The sequence below is a fragment of the Nostoc sp. LEGE 06077 genome, from assembly GCF_015207705.1.
Classification (GTDB): domain Bacteria; phylum Cyanobacteriota; class Cyanobacteriia; order Cyanobacteriales; family Nostocaceae; genus Nostoc_B.
Map to the genome: position 1 here is coordinate 1 of NZ_JADEWI010000002.1, position 17374 is coordinate 17374.

Annotated in this window: 11 protein-coding genes and 1 tRNA gene; 5 read left to right on the plus strand and 7 right to left on the minus strand. The window is 39.4% G+C overall.

Annotated elements, in window-relative coordinates; translation table 11 throughout:
- Nucleotides 1–307 precede the first annotated feature (307 nt).
- From IQ244_RS01540 to IQ244_RS01550, 3 genes are all read right to left on the minus strand, one after another.
- Nucleotides 308–378: transfer RNA gene (locus IQ244_RS01540), tRNA-Gly, on the minus strand.
- A gap of 50 nt (nt 379–428) precedes the next feature.
- The gene (locus IQ244_RS01545; protein WP_193889318.1) at nt 429–1601 is read right to left on the minus strand and encodes a hypothetical protein; all 1173 of its coding nucleotides are present in this window, start codon (nt 1599–1601) and stop codon (nt 429–431) included.
- A gap of 60 nt (nt 1602–1661) precedes the next feature.
- Nucleotides 1662–5219 carry a response regulator gene (locus tag IQ244_RS01550; RefSeq protein ID WP_193889319.1) on the minus strand — a complete coding sequence of 1186 codons (3558 nt, stop codon included), beginning with the start codon at nt 5217–5219 and terminating at the stop codon, nt 1662–1664.
- A 1000-nt stretch (nt 5220–6219) separates the two neighbouring features.
- Here IQ244_RS01550 and IQ244_RS01555 point away from each other — a divergent pair.
- Entirely contained in the window at nt 6220–6837 is a 618-nt protein-coding gene (locus IQ244_RS01555; RefSeq protein ID WP_193889320.1) for a GNAT family N-acetyltransferase, read from the plus strand.
- A gap of 674 nt (nt 6838–7511) precedes the next feature.
- Nucleotides 7512–8066: a hypothetical protein gene (locus tag IQ244_RS01560; RefSeq protein ID WP_193889321.1), complete on the plus strand. Its 555-nt coding sequence runs from the start codon at nt 7512–7514 to the stop codon at nt 8064–8066.
- 58 nt (nt 8067–8124) lie between these two features.
- Here IQ244_RS01560 and IQ244_RS01565 read toward each other — a convergent pair whose 3' ends face one another.
- From IQ244_RS01565 to IQ244_RS01575, 3 genes are all read right to left on the minus strand, one after another.
- Nucleotides 8125–9273 carry a histidinol-phosphate transaminase gene (locus tag IQ244_RS01565; RefSeq protein WP_193889322.1) on the minus strand — a complete coding sequence of 383 codons (1149 nt, stop codon included), beginning with the start codon at nt 9271–9273 and terminating at the stop codon, nt 8125–8127.
- 73 nt (nt 9274–9346) lie between these two features.
- On the minus strand, nt 9347–9982 hold the full coding sequence (locus tag IQ244_RS01570) for a YqiA/YcfP family alpha/beta fold hydrolase (protein ID WP_193889323.1): 636 nt from the start codon (nt 9980–9982) through the stop codon (nt 9347–9349).
- Nucleotides 9983–10078: 96 nt separating this feature from the next.
- Complete coding sequence (locus IQ244_RS01575) at nt 10079–11353, minus strand: FecR domain-containing protein (protein WP_416209752.1); 1275 nt, start codon at nt 11351–11353, stop codon at nt 10079–10081.
- 322 nt (nt 11354–11675) lie between these two features.
- Between IQ244_RS01575 and IQ244_RS01580 the strand changes: the two genes are divergently transcribed.
- Nucleotides 11676–13049 carry a hypothetical protein gene (locus IQ244_RS01580; protein WP_322746015.1) on the plus strand — a complete coding sequence of 458 codons (1374 nt, stop codon included), beginning with the start codon at nt 11676–11678 and terminating at the stop codon, nt 13047–13049.
- 18 nt (nt 13050–13067) lie between these two features.
- On the opposite strand, the gene IQ244_RS01585 is transcribed toward IQ244_RS01580, so the two are convergent.
- Nucleotides 13068–13913 carry a sulfurtransferase gene (locus IQ244_RS01585; RefSeq protein WP_193889326.1) on the minus strand — a complete coding sequence of 282 codons (846 nt, stop codon included), beginning with the start codon at nt 13911–13913 and terminating at the stop codon, nt 13068–13070.
- Nucleotides 13914–13971: 58 nt separating this feature from the next.
- Between IQ244_RS01585 and IQ244_RS01590 the strand changes: the two genes are divergently transcribed.
- A complete protein-coding gene (locus IQ244_RS01590; protein ID WP_193889327.1) occupies nt 13972–14898 on the plus strand; it encodes a tRNA (5-methylaminomethyl-2-thiouridine)(34)-methyltransferase MnmD in 927 nt (308 codons plus the stop codon).
- Between the two features lie 1301 nt (nt 14899–16199).
- A complete protein-coding gene (locus tag IQ244_RS01595; RefSeq protein WP_416209753.1) occupies nt 16200–17360 on the plus strand; it encodes an HD domain-containing phosphohydrolase in 1161 nt (386 codons plus the stop codon).
- Nucleotides 17361–17374: the final 14 nt, after the last annotated feature.

Below are 17374 nucleotides of genomic sequence, written 5' to 3' on the forward strand. Positions count from 1 at the left end.
TGGTTCCAAAGAAAATATCGCCGGCTTGTTGTTCGATGGGAAAGAATTGCTGCCTGCTTCAACGGTTTTCTCTCTCTTGCCACAATTCACATCTGGATTAACAGAATTTTATTAGTGGGATAGGTTCAGACACTTCCTTTAGGTTCTTTACCTGTAGGTGTTTTGGTGTACATATAATTAGTAGTAAGTTTGTACGCTAAGGTTACACCCAAATCATTGTATATTTTTAGTACAAAAATACTACAAAAAGAGTCCTATAAACACAAAGACCCTTGTAAGTTATAGCTTACAAGGGTTTCAGTTTTTAAGCGGGCGGCGGGAATCGAACCCGCATTAATAGCTTGGAAGGCTATAGTTTTACCACTAAACTACGCCCGCAAATTTCCATTGTAAACATATTAACACTATTTTGCAGAAAATTCAAATATCTAATTAGAATTGGCAGGTTGAATTGTAATTCTGACAAAGATATTACTCAAGTCTGGTTTACTGCCATCTTGATTGTAGGCAGAGGTAAACTTCTCGTTCCTAAAAAGTTCGTTGATTGCTTGTTGGTAAATATTCCGTTCGCTTTGGAGGCTGGAAGGTTCTATTTCTATAACTATAGCCTGCTGAAAATTACCATTTTTATCAATTACGAAACTGGCTAAAATTTGTCCAGGTGCAAGTCCAATTTCACCATTGAGGGAATTTGCTGCTAATGTTTTGATTCCGCTTCCCTGGTATTGAGCCAGAACATCAGGTAAATCTTTGCTTAATTGACGCATTTCAAGATCAGTTAAAGGCACTATTGTGACTGTTGAGCCAGCTTGTTCAGAAGTGCTGGTATTTTTGTCTGTAGGAGTTTGAGGAGTATTTCTCGTTGGAATGGGTGAAGTTTTATCTGTAGGATTTGGAGAAGTATTAGGATTTCGTTGAGGAGGCGTGTTAGAAGGATTATCGGTGGAGCCTGGAGAAAGATTTCCTGTTGGAGTGCGGGGATTATTATCTGTTTTCGTGGTTGAATTTGTTGGTTGTTCTAGAGGAATACTGCTTGGTAATGGTTCTCCTTTTCCCAAGACAATTCTTTGTCGGCGATTCCAAGGAAGATTACCAATAGGAACTATGGGTTTAAGTTTGGGAGTGGGCGTAGATTTAGTTAAGCCAGGTGTAAAACTGGTTTTTGGTGTTGTTTGTGCTTTGGGTTTGGACTGTGAAACAGGTTTTTTGACTAAAGGTTTGGTGCTTTTTGGAGAAACAACTTTCTGCTGATTCAAAATACTTGTGCCAGAATCCTGCTTTATAGGTAGATTTTTTGCTGTTTCTGGCACAGTTCTGGCTACAGTCTGTTGGGATGAGATGTTTGGTTTGGGTGAGACTGTTGTTGCAGGTAATTTTGATTTGGCTGTGGGAGAAATTTCCACCAACTCAATAGGAACAATAGCTTGACTTTGCTGTGGAAACCACAGTCCAAACACATTAGACGATCGCATTAGCCAGAAAACTAGCAAATGTAGGGAAACTGAACTAACAGTAACAAAAATCCACAAACTTGGAGGATCGCTATGTCGTCTCCAAATCTTGGGTGGAATAGGAGTTTTGTCTGCAACAGGCGTTGTCATATCACCAAAGCCAAAGATAATTCAGAGTCTTTAGCAAAGTTTAAAGACTCCGTTTGGATCTTAGCGATTAACTACTAGATCTGGCGAAACAGCAAAAGTCAGAACTGTCTCATCAACTCCTTTAAGTTTTAGTGGACTACCTTTGGTAATTTCTTCATCCTGCAAATAATCTGCCACAGCCGCTGAAACCAAGATTGTACCGGGAATAGCAGCTGCTTGCAATCGAGCAGCAATATTCACACTTGGCCCAATAGCAGTATAGTCGGCGCGTTCTGCACTACCAAACATACCCACAACTGCTGTTCCTTGGTGAATACCACAGCGAAACTGGACACTAGAACGTCCATCGCTTTCAAATACCCCTTGCTCTCGCCAACGCTGATTTAACTGCGAGAGTGAGCGATGCATAGCTCTAGCTGTATTGATAGCTCGACGCACTTGTTCATTGGGAGTTAGTTCTTCTGGCGCTCCATATAAAGCCAAAATCGCATCTCCCATAAATTTATCTACAGTACCGCCGTTGTCAAACACAACTTTGGTCATACATTCTAAATATTCATTTAATAATTCTGCTACCCTGCGAGATCTAAGAGTGTTAGCTAATTGGGTAAACCCAACAATGTCACTAAACAAAACTGTAATCAAACGCGGTTCTGGACGTAAATCTAAAGTTAAATCTCCCGCGGCGGCTTTCTGCACTAACACAGTTGGCAAAAAACGCTTGAGAACTGATTCTGTCAGATAAGTATTTAGTTCTACAACCCGGCGTTCATTTTCCTTTAAGGCTAAGAGATTCCTGACTTCTGCTAGAAGTTCTCGGTCGTTAAATGGTTTGGCTAAATAGGCATCTGCACCATGTTCTGTACTTTCAATGCGGGTTTCTTCATCAACTTTGGCTGTGAGCAAAATGATCGGAATTCCTTTTAATTTCTCATCAGAGCGAATCATCCGAATCATTTCCAGTCCAGTTACCAAAGGCATCATCAAATCTGTAACGATCAAGCTGGGTAACATTTCTTGAACTACACCAAATCCTTCATAACCATTACGCGCTGTGTGGACTTGATAGCCATTACGACGGATGATATCGGATACGTAAGTTCGTAAATCTGGGTTGTCGTCTACAACTAAGATAGAGTGCTTAGAAGTCTGCTGGCTGGGTTGCTCTGTTGAAGTGCGCGAACTGACGTTGCTTGCGGAATTTTGAGTAGGAGAAACAGCTGATAAATCTTTTGTAGTATGTTCCCACTTTTCCGTAGTTGATTCGATGAGTTCTAAATCAGCTAATTCAACAGTGGCGCGGCTCGTATTTAATTCCGCAGGTGTTTCTAATACTTGGTTGATTGGTAAGTGATCATGCCCAGTCAGCAGCCATAATGTGAAGGTAGTTCCTTCACCATAAACTGAATCTACAGTGATTTTACCGCCATGCAGTTCCACCAATTCTTTGACTAAGGCCAAACCCAGTCCGCTACCTTCATAGGAACGGTTTTCTGAGCCTTCGGCTTGGCGGAATCGCTCAAATAACATCGGAATTTGTTCTTGAATAATGCCAATTCCTGTATCTTTTACTTGGAGGATGCAGTATTCTTCTTGATTTTGCAGTGTAACGCTGATTGTGCCATCTTCAGGTGTAAACTTCATGGCGTTTGATAAGAGGTTGTAAACCACTTTGTCAAATTTTTCCATATCTAAGTAAACCTTGGGACAAGCACTGAAATCAGTGGCTAGATGCAGTTGTTTTTTCTCACAATAAGGGCGAAATGACTCAACAATTTGGCTGACAAATTCTACTAGATCACAAGGACGAAAGCTCGGCTGCATTCGGCCAGCATCTAGACGTTGTAAGTCAAGTAATTGATTGACTAGTCGCAGCAAACGGCGAGAGTTACGCAGCGCGATCGCACTTTGGGCGTGAGATAGCCCTTCACCAGCGGCTACCGCCGATTCTAACGGCCCTTGAATCAAGGTTATAGGGGTGCGGAATTCATGGGAGATATTTTGGAAAAATTCCGTTTTTTGTTTATCTAGTTCCAATAAACGTTCGGCTTGTTCACGGGTTTTTTGGTAAAGGCGTGACTGCTGTACAGCGATCGCTGCTTGTGCAGCCACTGCTTTGGCGAGTTCAATATCAGATGATATCCATCGCCGGACTTTCCGCCCTTCTCGCAAGGTAATACTCCCAATACATTTGCCATCAGCTAATAAAGGCACAACCATGAGCGATCGTGCTGGCTTTTTCAATGGCAAATCAAATCCCTTAAATTCTAAGGGACAGACACTCATATCAGTAATTACTATAGGCTCCTGTGTCCGCAAAATTTCTTGCAACAAAGGATTATCTTTTACAGGAGCTTGCGAGGAGTAAGGAAAATTTTGAGATATTAAGTCAAGATTAGTATTTAAATTATAATTTTGGGTTGGCTTGAGCAAATGATCAGAATGTTGAAAACTATCATATAAACCCACACATTGGACAGATTCTTCTTCTTCTGTCCATAAAGACAATGCACAACCATCAACTTGTAAGGCTTGCCCTAATTTGTGGGTAATAGCAGCAAAAATATCTTGTGGGTCTAAGCTAGAGCGAATTGCTGTTGTAATTGTATTAATTAATGCTTCTCGCTTCGCTAAAGCGCGTACTTGTTCATAAGCATAAGCTTGAGATAAAGCTAAAGCTGCCTGATCTGCCACCATTGTCACTAGCTGGATTTCCTCAGTCCCCCAAAAGCGAGATTGGTGACACTGATGAAGTGCTAATACTGCTAACAATTCTTGTTGACAAATTAGCGGTACAACTAAGCTAGAGCAAATATTCGCAGTCGTAAAAGCTGTTCCTCTTTTTTGTAGTTCGGGATTTTCTCCTTGAATTCGCTCATCCGTGGCGACATCGTAAATTACCTGAACTTCACGGGTTTCCCAAACAGTTTGGGCTAATAAAGAAGCCGAAGGTAAGAAAGATGTTGTTGGCTTATCTCCTGAAATCTCTGAGACTGTATCCGTTTCAGTCTGAGGTAATTTTTGGTAGATAAATCCTTCATCTACTAATTGCTCATCTTGAAAAGGACGTAATAGGCAAACATCTACCTCCAACATATGACCAACGGTATCGACAATTGCTTGCAAAATTTGCCGATAGTCTAAAGCACTGCGAATTGTGTTGGTAACAGTATTCAGCAACGACTCCTGACGGAGTGTGCGGGTGAGTTCGCGGGTGCGAGCTTTCAGAACATTGTGGGTATCCAAGGCTTGGCGTACCACGGCTTTGAGTTCTTCAGCTTCCCACGGTTTGGTGACATATTTAAATACCTTACCAGCGTTGATTGCTTCCACTAAGTCTTCGACATCAGTGTAGCCAGTCAAAATAATCCTGATAATATCTGGATATTGAGTTGCTGTTAGGCTCAAAAATTCCGTACCACTCATGATTGGCATCCGCTGATCGGAGATGATCACGGCAACCTCGCCTTCTTCTGCCAGCAGTTCTAGGGCCGCAGGGCCGGAGGTTGCCCGCAAGACCTTATAATCACGATAAAAAGTACGGTAAAGCAAATCTAGGTTGTCTGGTTCGTCATCAACAACCAAAATTTTCGGCTTACTGTTTACTTGAGATTTCATGCACCGCTTTCCTGCTGCAACAGCAGTTGAATAAAGAATAATCTGCTCAGGAAGTAATTTTTCTGAATCAGGTAAGAGCAGAGCATTTTGCCCAATTGGGTTATGTGGCTACACAAATGCTTGGTGTAAGAGTATCTACTCACAGTAATTAGCCTCAATAGCTGGTAATGTTTGCCACTTGCTCTGATACAGCGGAGTTGGTGGAATGGTCAATTTTGGTACTAAAGAGTAGATGCTTGCTTTTCAAGTGTTGTTTCACCTCCTGCAAAAACTTTTGATGACTACACACAGCATTCAAGTTTGATGGACAAAAGCTAACTGAAGCTGCATATTAAGTTTGCCCTTTGTCACAGTTGTACTAACATTTGCAAGTAAATTTTATTTATGTTGGTCATGGGGGAGTGAGCTAGGTCACAACTATGAGGGTTAAAGGCAAAGTATACTATTAGACTAACTATTTATTCTAATTTAGCAATCATAACTAGCAGTTAGACAAGTGGCATGGGGCTGTTACAGATTAATACTGCTTTAACTATTACAGCATGTACTGAGTTGATATAGGCGATCGCTCAATAAGTACACTATTATTCCCAAAATATTCGGCATAGTTTTTTCAGTATAATTACGGTAATCAGACAGCCTTAACTTTACTTATTCATATAACGAAGAAGCGAAATTAATAGAGTATGAGGCATAAATTTCCTTTAGAAGCCGTCTAAAACCAGACTAAATCTAGATTTAGATGCTCTTCCTGACAGCCAATCTGGAGAATTTAGTAGTGATAGATCATAATTGCTGCGATGATGTTATTGGTTGTGACAATTGATGTTGTGAATTACCCAAAAGGATGCGGAGTGTGTTATTAACTTACAGAAGAACCTAGAATACCTAAATATTTATTGGCATTACAGTATATAAAACAATTGTATTTACAGTAGCAAACGGTATTTTAGAATATTTGAGAAAATTTTTGTAAAGTGCAATTAATCATAAACTAGCCTTGACATCCTGGTTTTTTGACTCATCTCACAAACAACCTCTGACATCAGCCGCGCATCATGATTCTCAACAATTCCAAATTCGTGCGGCTACGCCTACCGATTTGACTGGTATTTCCCAGATTATTGCCGAAAGCTTTCACTCTCAAACTGGTTTCTGGGGATGGGCTTTTCCGTTGTTACGCTTGGGCATTTACGAAGACTTCCGAATTCGTTTATCATCGGCTACACCCCACCATATTTGTTTAGTTGCTGTTGATACTACTATTAGTGGGACTAATAATTTAGTGGGAACTGTAGAACTGGGCTTGCGTTTCCATGAATCATGGAAACAAAATGGCAGAAGTTTCCTTTATCTGTCTAATTTAGCTGTTGACCAAAAATATCGCCGGAATGGCGTGGCTTCAATGTTACTGCTGAGTTGCGAAAAACTTTGCCAGGAATGGGGCTTTAAAGACTTATATCTCCATGTGTTAGAAGATAATCATCAGGCCAGACAGTTGTATTTAAAATTAGGTTACAGGATGCATAAAGTAGAGTCTAATTGGAATTTATTTTTACTCCAGCGCTCCCGTCAAATCTTTTTACACAAACAATTAAGCTTTGATTCCTCTGACTAAATTTTCTATTTGGCAAGATTAACGATTGCGCTCGCAGTTTTAACTAAAATTTATGCCAGTACATTCTAGTCTGGCGATCGCAAAACACATAAGCTTTTTAGCCTACTGTTTAAGGTCTAAGTTGGTTTTTTATTGTCAAAACTATCCCGAAACAAATTGAACTACATTAGTCTTAACTTTTGACTATAGCTAAAGGCATTTTTACATAAATCACTATAAAATATCTTTCATATAACAAGGGAAGAGAAGTTAGAGCATAGATTTGTTGCTAAATACTACACAGACTGCTATATTTATCTTCCACTTATATAAAATAATTACTTATAGTTTATTTAATAAAAAAATAATCAAAACTTCTCAATATATAATGTCTATTATGGTGGAGCCATCGGTAAAATTACGCTAAATAAAAACTCCCTCATAATAACTTTTTATTTAATTTATTCATCTTTATAAAAACTTTAATTTTTTTATAGTTTAGTTTGAAGACAAATTCAGCTATATCTCATAAAATATGGTTACATAACTACTTAGTGGCCTCTAATTCATCTCTATTATTAAGCTGAACAAAAAGTTCTTAATAGTAAGATAATCAAAAAAACTAATTTGATTTCACACCAAGTTACTGCTTGACGTGCATAAAACTACCAAATTCTTCAAAAGTTATAGAAAACATGGATAGCGAAAAGCATATACGCTATCAAACTGCTATGGTATCAACTTATTACCCTGACACAAGTTTTCTTGACCATCTTGTAATGCCAGATGGAACTGAGCAATCATGCGGCTCGGATATCTTGCCACTTCTACATAGTGGAAAGGTTTTTATTGTCAATAGTCGGAAGCGGAATGGGTTAATACTTTTTAAACGCTACCATGCAGAATTTGCTGGCCCGGGAGCAGCGGTTGGTGGAGATTACGACAGCGATTGTCAGATGGCTCTGCCTATCGGCAATTTATCTTTATTGAGTCCAGAATCATACGAGGAACGCCAGAAAGCCTATTTGATTCGCCGACAATGGATTCGGTTGATCAAGCAAATTACCGAAAATCCAGTTCCGCAACAACGCGTGCAGAAGATTTTAGATCAGTTTGACCAATATTTTCCATCAGAAATGGTTGCTGATTTACCAGATGCCGCCTTTGCCCTTCTAGTGGGTGTGTTTCCCCAAACTGTAGGGACAGTACGTCGTTTGGGCAGTGAAGTTGATGGTAGATTAAATTACTAGATATCAAAAAAATTTGGGTCTTGATGACTCAATGCTAAATATTTGTTACTTAAGATAGTTAAGATTCAAAATTTGTCATAGCAGCTTGTAGTCTTTCTAAGGTACGGGAATTTTCTTCGGTAGTTCCAATAGTGATTCGTAATCCTTCATTCAGGAGTCTAACAAGAGTTCCAGCACTTCTGAGTTGTTGGTGTAAGCTTTGTAAATTAGCCTCTTTGGCATCAGAATTATTTGGCTGGAGACGTAAATAAACAAAGTTAGCGGCACTTGCTGCTACTTGTAAGGCTGGATATTGAGCCAAAGTTGCTATAAGCTTGTCGCGCTCAGTTTGTGTTTGTAAAATTGAGCTAAGTAAAAGTTGACGGTTTTGTAAAGCCACTAATGCTGCGGCTAGTGAAAAGCTAGGGAGATTGTAAGGTAAGCGGACTTTTTCTAAGATAGCGATCGCTTCTGGATGAGCAATACAATAACCTACACGTAATGCTGCTAAACGAAAAGCCTTAGAGAAAGTCCGTAAGACAATCCAATTGGGGCGCTGTGCCAATTCACTCACTAAACTATTTTGGCTAAATTCAAAGTAAGCTTCATCAATTACTACTAAAATTTCCTCTGGTAAACTTCTCAGCCATGCTAATTCTGCCGCAGTGAGTAGATTGGCTGTGGGAGAATTGGGATGTACTACAAAAACTACACGAATTAGCGGATTTTGAGTTTGGGTGATGGCTGTTTGTGCAGCTTTGATGTCTATGGCAAAATTTGTTTGATTTCTGCCGACTGTTACCACTTTTATACCCAAGGTTTGGGCTAAAATGCCATACATAGAAAAAGTGGGATGGGCAACTAGAATTGAACCTTCTCCCCCCAGACAGGTTGCAATTAATAAAGAGCGAATTAGTTCATCTGAACCATTACCAACAGAAATATTAGCAGCAGTAAACAGGGATGGAGCAACATTAGCAGATTCATTCACATACTCAGCGATCGCATCTTTGAGTTGCTCATGTCCACCATCAGGATAGCGATTTGTTTCTATGACTTGCTGATATGTCCAGGCTAATTTTTCTTTTAGTTCAGGTGGTAAATCGTAGGGACTTTCATTTGTATCCAGCCGATCAAACTTGATGGCGACTGGTTCTGCTGTATTGCTGCTAGGGTGAGGTTTGTAAGCAGTAAATTTGGCTAAATCTGACCGGATAAAAGGAAGCATAATTTTTAGTCAATAGTCAATAGAACAAATGACTTAGATAATTGCTTGTTGGCAAGTCTCATATTTTACCGCTTTACGGTAACTGACAAAAGAGGCGAATTGCCTGCCAAATTTCTGTGGTGACATTGCCTAAAGCATGATCGCTATCGAGTTCTACTAACTCCACCCAAGGACGCGATCGCGCAAAGTTGCGACTAGCTGTAATTGGAATCACCTCATCTTGTATGCCATGCAAAATTAGTGTTGGCACCGGACGTTGCAATATACTCTCTTGGTATTGCGCGGCATCTGTGATGAAATCGTAACTTAGAGGAAGCGATCGCCCTTCCCCATAGTGATAAACCATGAGATATTTTTCTTGTTGCCAACGCTTAATCGCTTCACCCCCTAGCTTAGACAACCAATGAGATAAAAACCCAAAAGCGGGTGCTAACAAAATTAAGCGTTGCACTTGTTGGTGTTGCTGCGCCAAATGAGCAGATACCAAACCACCTAAACTAGAACCTATTAATGTAACTGGTTCAGAATCATGAGGAAATGCTGTTGCTACTTGATTTTGTTGACGCGTGATTGTCAACTGAGAAAAATTACCAGTATTTAGATCAGGAATATTTAGCTGTACCTGTATTTTAGTAAAGCGATTGCCTATAGCCAGGGCTTTAGCAGATTTAGGGCTAGAAGCAAACCCATGAAGATAAATGTATTGCAAGGCTGTAATGATTGAGGATATGAAATCTCTAGTTAGGAATCAGATACTAAAAATACATAATTCTTAACTTTGTATGATTGTTGCTCCTGAAGAGGTTTAAGGAGCAGGGTAGTCTCCTTCTAGCGGTTCACCACCAGAATGACCACCACCTGTATTGTCACCGCTACCGTGATTACCCCCTGTGTTGTCACCACCACCGGGATTGCCGCCTGGATTGCCGCCTGGGTTGCCACCGGGATTACCATCGGGATTGCCGCCTGGATTACCATCGGGATTACCACCGGGATTACCATCGGGATTGCCGCCTGGATTACCACCGGGATTACCGCCTGGATTACCACCAGGGTTGCCGCCTGGATTACCACCAGGGTTGCCGCCTGGATTACCACCAGGGTTGCCGCCTGGATTACCACCAGGGTTGCCGCCTGGATTACCACCAGGGTTGCCGCCTGGATTACCACCAGGATTACCACCGGGATTACCGCCTGGGTTGCCACCGGGATTGCCACCTGGGTTCCCATTATTAGTTGGCTGAGTTATGTTTATACTGTTAGAGTTTTCGTTATTATTAGTATTACGAGTAGTATCTGAGATGACCTCTCCTGTCTCTACAAAAGAATCTACAGGAGAATTATCTAAGACTGCACCTTGGTTAACCAAATTAGAAGAATTAACCGATAACTCCATAAAAGATGGATTTTCAACTACTCCTTGGCCGACTATGGGTATTTGTGCCATTAAAGCTGCGATAATTTCAGCTTGAACGCTGGCGATCGCTGGATCTGGATTAGATGTATTATTTTGTTTGGTTAAATCTAATCCTTGTACTAAATCACTGGTTTCATAAAAAGTTTTCAGATCAAAATCATATAAGCCCTGAAATTCACCTTTGACGATGACCATCAGTTGTCCAGCTTGTAAAACCTGATTTTGGGAAGCTTCCTGATTAGATACTTCAATGCCGCTATTTGTCAGCGCCCCAACAATTGTGGTGTCTGTTTGCTTGTCGTAGCGGACAAACAACGCTGAACCACGAATAGCCGCAGCGGCACTTGGTGTTTGTATCCGAGTCTGTCCTTTTCCTGGTGGAATCAGTAACAGCACTGTCCCGTTTGACAGTTGGAAATTCCGAGTCTTGGGTAGGAATTGAAATATAGCCCGTTCTCCAACCCGTGCTAAAGAACCATCGTTAAAACGTAAATCGGCCAAAGATGATCTGCCAGTAGACAACCCATCACCAGGAATTATCGGATCTAATTTGCGTGCTGGTCGCTTTTTGTTATTCCGAGGAAGCAATTGCACAATATTTTGCAGATTTTGAATTTCTGCATGAGTCAAAGGAGTAGCTGCGATCGCCCTAGGTAAAGGCATCGCTATCACTCCCCATAAACTAATTATCCACAAGAGAATAAATTTTAAATACATCGCTTTAACACTAGATAATTTAACTGCGACCAAAATAAGTGAAGATATATTCTTAAATATTAGGTTTACTTATCATTTTTTTAGGTTTAGCACTAAATTTTTAGTAGATTTATTGAAAATTTTAGCGAAACTCTGATATAACTCAGTGTAATAAAAATTATCAAAAAATATTAAAATCAAATAATTAATTTTTCAAAGTTAACAATATTTGTTGTTTAATGATCAGGCTGAATGGTTATATTCTTTTGTTTATCAAACATAAATGCTAATGCAACCCACAGGCTGGATAAAACTTTTATTTGCAACTTTATTAGCTGTGATTGGTGCAAATAAATGTTGCATTGGAGCAGATGTAACATGGGTTGCTAACTTAGATGACTCTAGTGGTCAACACAAGGTCAAGCTAAAATATTTTACATATAACCAGAGAAGTTGTAAATTTTACCAAAATAGTCAGTTTCAGGTAATTAATTTTGATTTACGGCAGCCTCAGCTATGTAATTTTAATTCATCTGTGGCAAACATACTCATAGCCCAAACCAATCCAGGAACAAAACCTGATACTGAACCTAATCCTCAACCGCCAAATCCACCTAGTAATCCTCCACTTTCAAATGATCCGCCACAACTAGAAGTCCAGCCAAGAGATTTTCCACAGCCTGCACCCATGATTATAGAAGAACTGTTGGATAAACCATCAGTAAATAGAAATGAGCAATTAGAAAGACTCAGGCAGATATTACAACAAAGACAAAAACCAAATCCAGAAACCAACATTCCGCGGGAATTAGAACTACGAGTTAGACAAAGGCCTTTACCCCAAATACAACCAACATCTGAGGCTAATGGTTCTCAGGAACTTGAACTAAGGGTGCGTCCCAGAAATTTACCGCCAAAAAAAGTATCTAAGTTTAAACCTATAGGTTCCCTCCAGACTTATGTCGGTTACTTTCACACAAATAACATTTTTGCTTCTGAGTTTTTTCCCAGAGAAGATGGCTTAATATTTTATGGACTCAGCCTAGCTTCTACCTATTTTCCTTTAGGTTCTAAAACTTATATTAATGGTTCAATTAATGGGAGTTTGATTCGCTACATAGAGGAATCAAGATTTAACTACAACCAAATAAGTTTTAATGTGGGAATTTATCAACAACTTTCGCCAAGGATGTATGCCGAACTAGACTTTAATAACCAACAGTTTTTCTATGCTAATAGTGTCGGCCGCTTTCAAGCAGGCGATCGCTTTTTAGATGAAAATTCAGTTCGACTATCTTTGGGAAGACGAGATCCGCTGACTTCCAGATTATCCCTAGATAGCCTCTACGAATTTAGTGCTAATTTTGCTGAACCAAATAGTCGCAGTCGGCTAATTAATTCTTTTTGGGTTTCTTTGAGTTATTCTTTGCAAGAACCTCTACAAGTTGGAATTAACTATCAATTGACTCTTGCTGATTTTACGCAAAGACAAAGAGATGACCAGTATCACCGTCTATTTGGAAATGTTATTTACCGAGTATCTGACTCCAGCAGCTTAAATGTACAAAGTGGCTTTAGCTTCGGAGATTCTACAGATAGAAATATTAATTTTGATAGTTGGTTTTTGAGTGTTTATTACAATTTGAGAATTGGTGAGTTTTAGAATTGGTCAAAAGTTGAATTAACTTTTTTGAGTATTAACTATTGACTCATAACTAATCCAATCACTCCAACTACCTGCATAAAGTTTACCTGTATGAATGCCAGCTAATTCTAAAGAAAGCAAATTCACGCAAGCAGTGACACCAGAACCACAATAGACTAAAATTTCTTGGGCGGTTTCGATGTTTTCCCATCTTTGACGTTGCTGTGGTTGAGAAAGTATATAACCTGATGAGTCTGTAACTTCTTGCCAAGGATAGTTAATTGCACCTGGAATATGCCCAGCAATTTTATCAATTGGTTCCCTTTCACCGCGATAGCGATCACTTTCTCTAGAATCTACCAAAACTACTGCTGGTGAGTCTTGGCGATTTTTAACAACTTCTATATCTACTAACAGTTCAGTTTGAATGTGAGGAATAAAATGCCCAGTCTGGGATTCTGGAATAATATCTGTCACTGGGTATCCAGCTTGTTGCCATGCAGTATAACCTCCATCCATAACTACTACTTGTTCATGTCCGAGATAGCGGAGTAACCACCACAGACGAGACGCAAAAGCCAAGCGGGAGTCATCATAAGCTACAACCAAAGTTTGTTGAGAATTGACCCCAATTGCTGATAACTTCTTAGCTAGATTGTTAGTATCAGGTAAAGGATGTCTACCACCATGCTTACCGACAGGATTGGACAGATCCTGATTGAGATCCAGATAATATGACCCTGGAATGTGACTTATTTGATATTGTTTTTGTCCCAATTGTGGATCAGCCAGAGAAAAACGACAATCGACAATTACAACTTGCGAATCATTGAGGTGATCGACAAGCCAGGCTGGTGAAACAAAACGTTGAATTTTAACCATAAATTAACTCAAAATTTAAAATATATTTATTTAGCTATCTATTGCTGGAAAAAGCCTAATGTCAGAGAACTTTGTCCCACAAGCAACAGCAGATGGTTCTTTCACTTTTTTCTCTCAAGAGTTTAGTGAATTATTTCACAGTCATTTTGGCGCTAAACAAGAAAGTTATTTTAAGTTTGTGGAACCAACTCAACTGGCTCAAGCGGCGCTCAAACCAGTTGTGCGACTGTTAGATATTTGTTATGGTCTAGGATACAACACAGCAGCAGCTTTACAGACTATTTGGGCAGTAAATCCTAGTTGTTATGTGGAATTAATTGGTTTAGAACTGAATCCTGCTGTACCGCAAGCTGCGATCGCTAATCATTTATTTGATCACTGGAATTACGAATACACGCCAATTTTGTCCCGACTTGCTTTTGAGCAGCAAGTAAAAACAGAACGTCTGCAAGCAAAGTTACTCATTGGTGATGCGAGAATCTCCATTCAAGCGTTAAATCAAGCTGGATTTAGCGCAGATGCCATTTTTTTAGACCCCTTTTCACCGCCCCAGTGTCCTCACCTATGGACTTTAGAATTCCTACAACAAGTCTCAGTATGTTTACATAAAAAAGGCTTGCTGGCAACTTACTCTTGTGCAGCATCTGTACGTACAGCACTGATATTAGCTGGGTTAAAAATAGGTTCTACCCCACCAGTTGGGAGGCGATCGCCTGGTACAGTTGCAGCCTATTCTCAAGGTTCCGAGTGTTTCAAAGACTTACCACTTCCTCCTCTTTCTCTTGAAGAACAAGAACATTTGTTAACTCGTGCTGCAATTCCTTACCGCGATCCACAATTGAATGATCCGCCTGATGTGATCATGATCCGGCGACAACAAGAACAACAAGCTTGTTCATTAGAACCTACATCCCACTGGCGAAAACGTTGGTTACTGAAAAACCAAAAAGCTGACTCTATTGAAGTTGGTTCTGACTTGAGTTGAAAATTATGTTGGCAAAATACAGCAAAAACCCCGCTAGATTTTCTCCTGTAATTGAAGCAACGAATTTCCCGTTACTGCAACATATAGACTACATTTCCAACCAGGAATAAAGCAGAAGGCTCAGAGGAGAAAATTATGCTGTTTCTGCACAGATGCCCCGAATTATAACTGATTAATCTGACCTGACATCTACAGGTTAATATTGGCTATAAAACTTACTTATAGTCGAATTTATATTGTACGATTTTGCCGTAAATATAGATTTAACCTTGAATCTTTTTCGAAGATATACGGCTGATGTGAATTAGAGTCTGAAAAGGCGTAAATACATCAACATTGTTAAATTTCTTGACTAAACCACAGCCGGAAACCCTTGTTATGGCTTGGCCATTTTTAACTGATATCAGGCATTCATTAAACTGATATATTGATAAAAGCAAGGAAATACGCATACAGACTTTCTGATATTGAGATTTGATTTTTTCTCTATTAGCCAGCGATCGCACTTAATCCAGCACTCTTAGCCAATAGTCTGAAATTACATATTTTCGTTATGCACAAAATAGTCAGTTTGTACAGTGCGTAAGTCCTAATTTACAGTGCGTAAGTCCTAATTTATTTAGAATTCAAATCATATCCATTGGACAAAGTAAGAATTAAAAATAGTTATATAGAAGTTTAAATTCCAGCGATTGCTTCATAACAACTTTATCCATTTAAACACCAATGGGTAAATTAATGGATATTAAAATACACACCAATCAATCAGGTATGATGTTAAAAATATTTTATTTTTCGATGTATAAACTATGGAGATTAATATCAAATTCAATATTTATTCAATATGCTGATCATCAAAAATTTTCAACAAGAAATATATGTTTATTTTGAAACTCATAGAAAAACTCAAAATGGAAATTGAAATTTTGCAACAAATTGTAAGAGCAAAACACTCTGGCTATACTGAAAGGTTAAAAAATCTCAGTAAAAAACCTGATTTAACATTTGGGTGAATTTATGATACTAGAATAGATATTTAGGATGTTTGCGGCAAATTTATCTTAGTAAAATTATTCTTTTATAAAGAAAAATATCCTCGGCATGATAAAAACCAGCAGGCTAAAAATAGGACAGCAAGCTTGTAAAAATGCAAAGTAGAGTATGGTTGCAGAGCTAAACTTGATTTTTGCAGACAGAAACTGTTAATTAAAGAAAAATGGGGTGCCTTTGTGATTTACTGGAGTGCTAATTCCACAAACTCTAATCAACAAAGTCTTAGTGGGTCAAAGCCCAAAAAGAAAGTGCATAGTGGAAATGCAAATAGTGAGCTAGAATGGCGGGACTTAGAGGACTATCCACTAAACTTATCCCAGCAAGAAGTAATGATTGAAGAGGGACAAGCCGAGTCTTCTTGGATAAAATCTGAGATTAATGCTGGCTACAATTCATTATTATCTAGAAATCTACAAGCCAAAGGCTCCAAAGTGAATTGCTTCTTTGATACTGAAGCACCAAAAATTTTAGTAGTTGACGACCATGCTGCTAGTCGAATGACCGCTGCGGCATTGTTGGCCATGGAAGGTTATGAAGTGATTGAAGCAGACAGTGGTGCAGCTGCTGTAGCGTTGGTAACACAGAAACAACCAGATTTAATTTTGCTGGATGTGATGATGCCAGGAATGGACGGCTTTGAAGTATGTCAATTGCTCAAGCAGGACGAACATACGAGATTAATCCCCGTAATTTTTATTACAGCATTAAATGATCGGCGATCGCGCATTCGGGGAATTGAAGTAGGAGCCGATGATTTCCTTACCAAACCCTTTGACCGTGTGGAACTAGCAGCGCGTGTGAAGTCCTTAGTCCGGCAAAAGCGGTTAAACGAAGACCTAGACCACGCAGAACAAGTTTTATTTTCCATAGCTAGAGCGATTGAAAGTCGAGATCCAAATACAGGGGATCACTGTGAACGGTTAGTCAAGCTAGGACAAGCATTTGGAGAATACTTGCATCTTTCTCGTTCTCAACTGCGAGATTTGATGTGGGGTGGTTATCTTCACGATATAGGTAAAGTTGGCATTCCAGATGCAGTGCTACTGAAGAATGAGCAACTCACCTTGGAAGATTGGGAGATGATGCAGCAACACGTTTTAATTGGGGAAAAAATTTGTCAACCTTTACGCAGTATGCGGGGTGTAATTCCCATTATTCGCCATCACCATGAGCGATGGAATGGTTCAGGCTATCCTGATGGCCTCAAAGGCAGTGAGATTCCTTTTCTGGCACAAGTTTTCCAATTCATTGATATTTATGATGCGTTGACTAGTGAACGACCGTATAAAAGAGCTTTTAGCCCAGAAGAAGCTTTATCTGTAATGCGGGAAGAAACTGAAGCAGGTTGGCGTAATCCCGAACTTATGCAGCTATTTACTGACTTTATTCACACTTACGATCTGAAGTAATGTTTTACCTTTGG

What these genes read in the sequence shown, in the direction of transcription:
- IQ244_RS01580 (WP_322746015.1), top strand. Translation starts at nt 11,676, where the DNA reads ATGCAACCCACAGGCTGGATAAAACTTTTATTTGCAACTTTATTAGCT.
- IQ244_RS01585 (WP_193889326.1), bottom strand. Translation starts at nt 13,913, where the DNA reads ATGGTTAAAATTCAACGTTTTGTTTCACCAGCCTGGCTTGTCGATCAC.
- IQ244_RS01565 (WP_193889322.1), bottom strand. Translation starts at nt 9,273, where the DNA reads ATGCTTCCTTTTATCCGGTCAGATTTAGCCAAATTTACTGCTTACAAA.
- IQ244_RS01550 (WP_193889319.1), bottom strand. Translation starts at nt 5,219, where the DNA reads ATGAAATCTCAAGTAAACAGTAAGCCGAAAATTTTGGTTGTTGATGAC.
- IQ244_RS01575 (WP_416209752.1), bottom strand. Translation starts at nt 11,353, where the DNA reads ATGCCTTTACCTAGGGCGATCGCAGCTACTCCTTTGACTCATGCAGAA.
- IQ244_RS01590 (WP_193889327.1), top strand. Translation starts at nt 13,972, where the DNA reads ATGTCAGAGAACTTTGTCCCACAAGCAACAGCAGATGGTTCTTTCACT.
- IQ244_RS01560 (WP_193889321.1), top strand. Translation starts at nt 7,512, where the DNA reads ATGGATAGCGAAAAGCATATACGCTATCAAACTGCTATGGTATCAACT.
- IQ244_RS01545 (WP_193889318.1), bottom strand. Translation starts at nt 1,601, where the DNA reads ATGACAACGCCTGTTGCAGACAAAACTCCTATTCCACCCAAGATTTGG.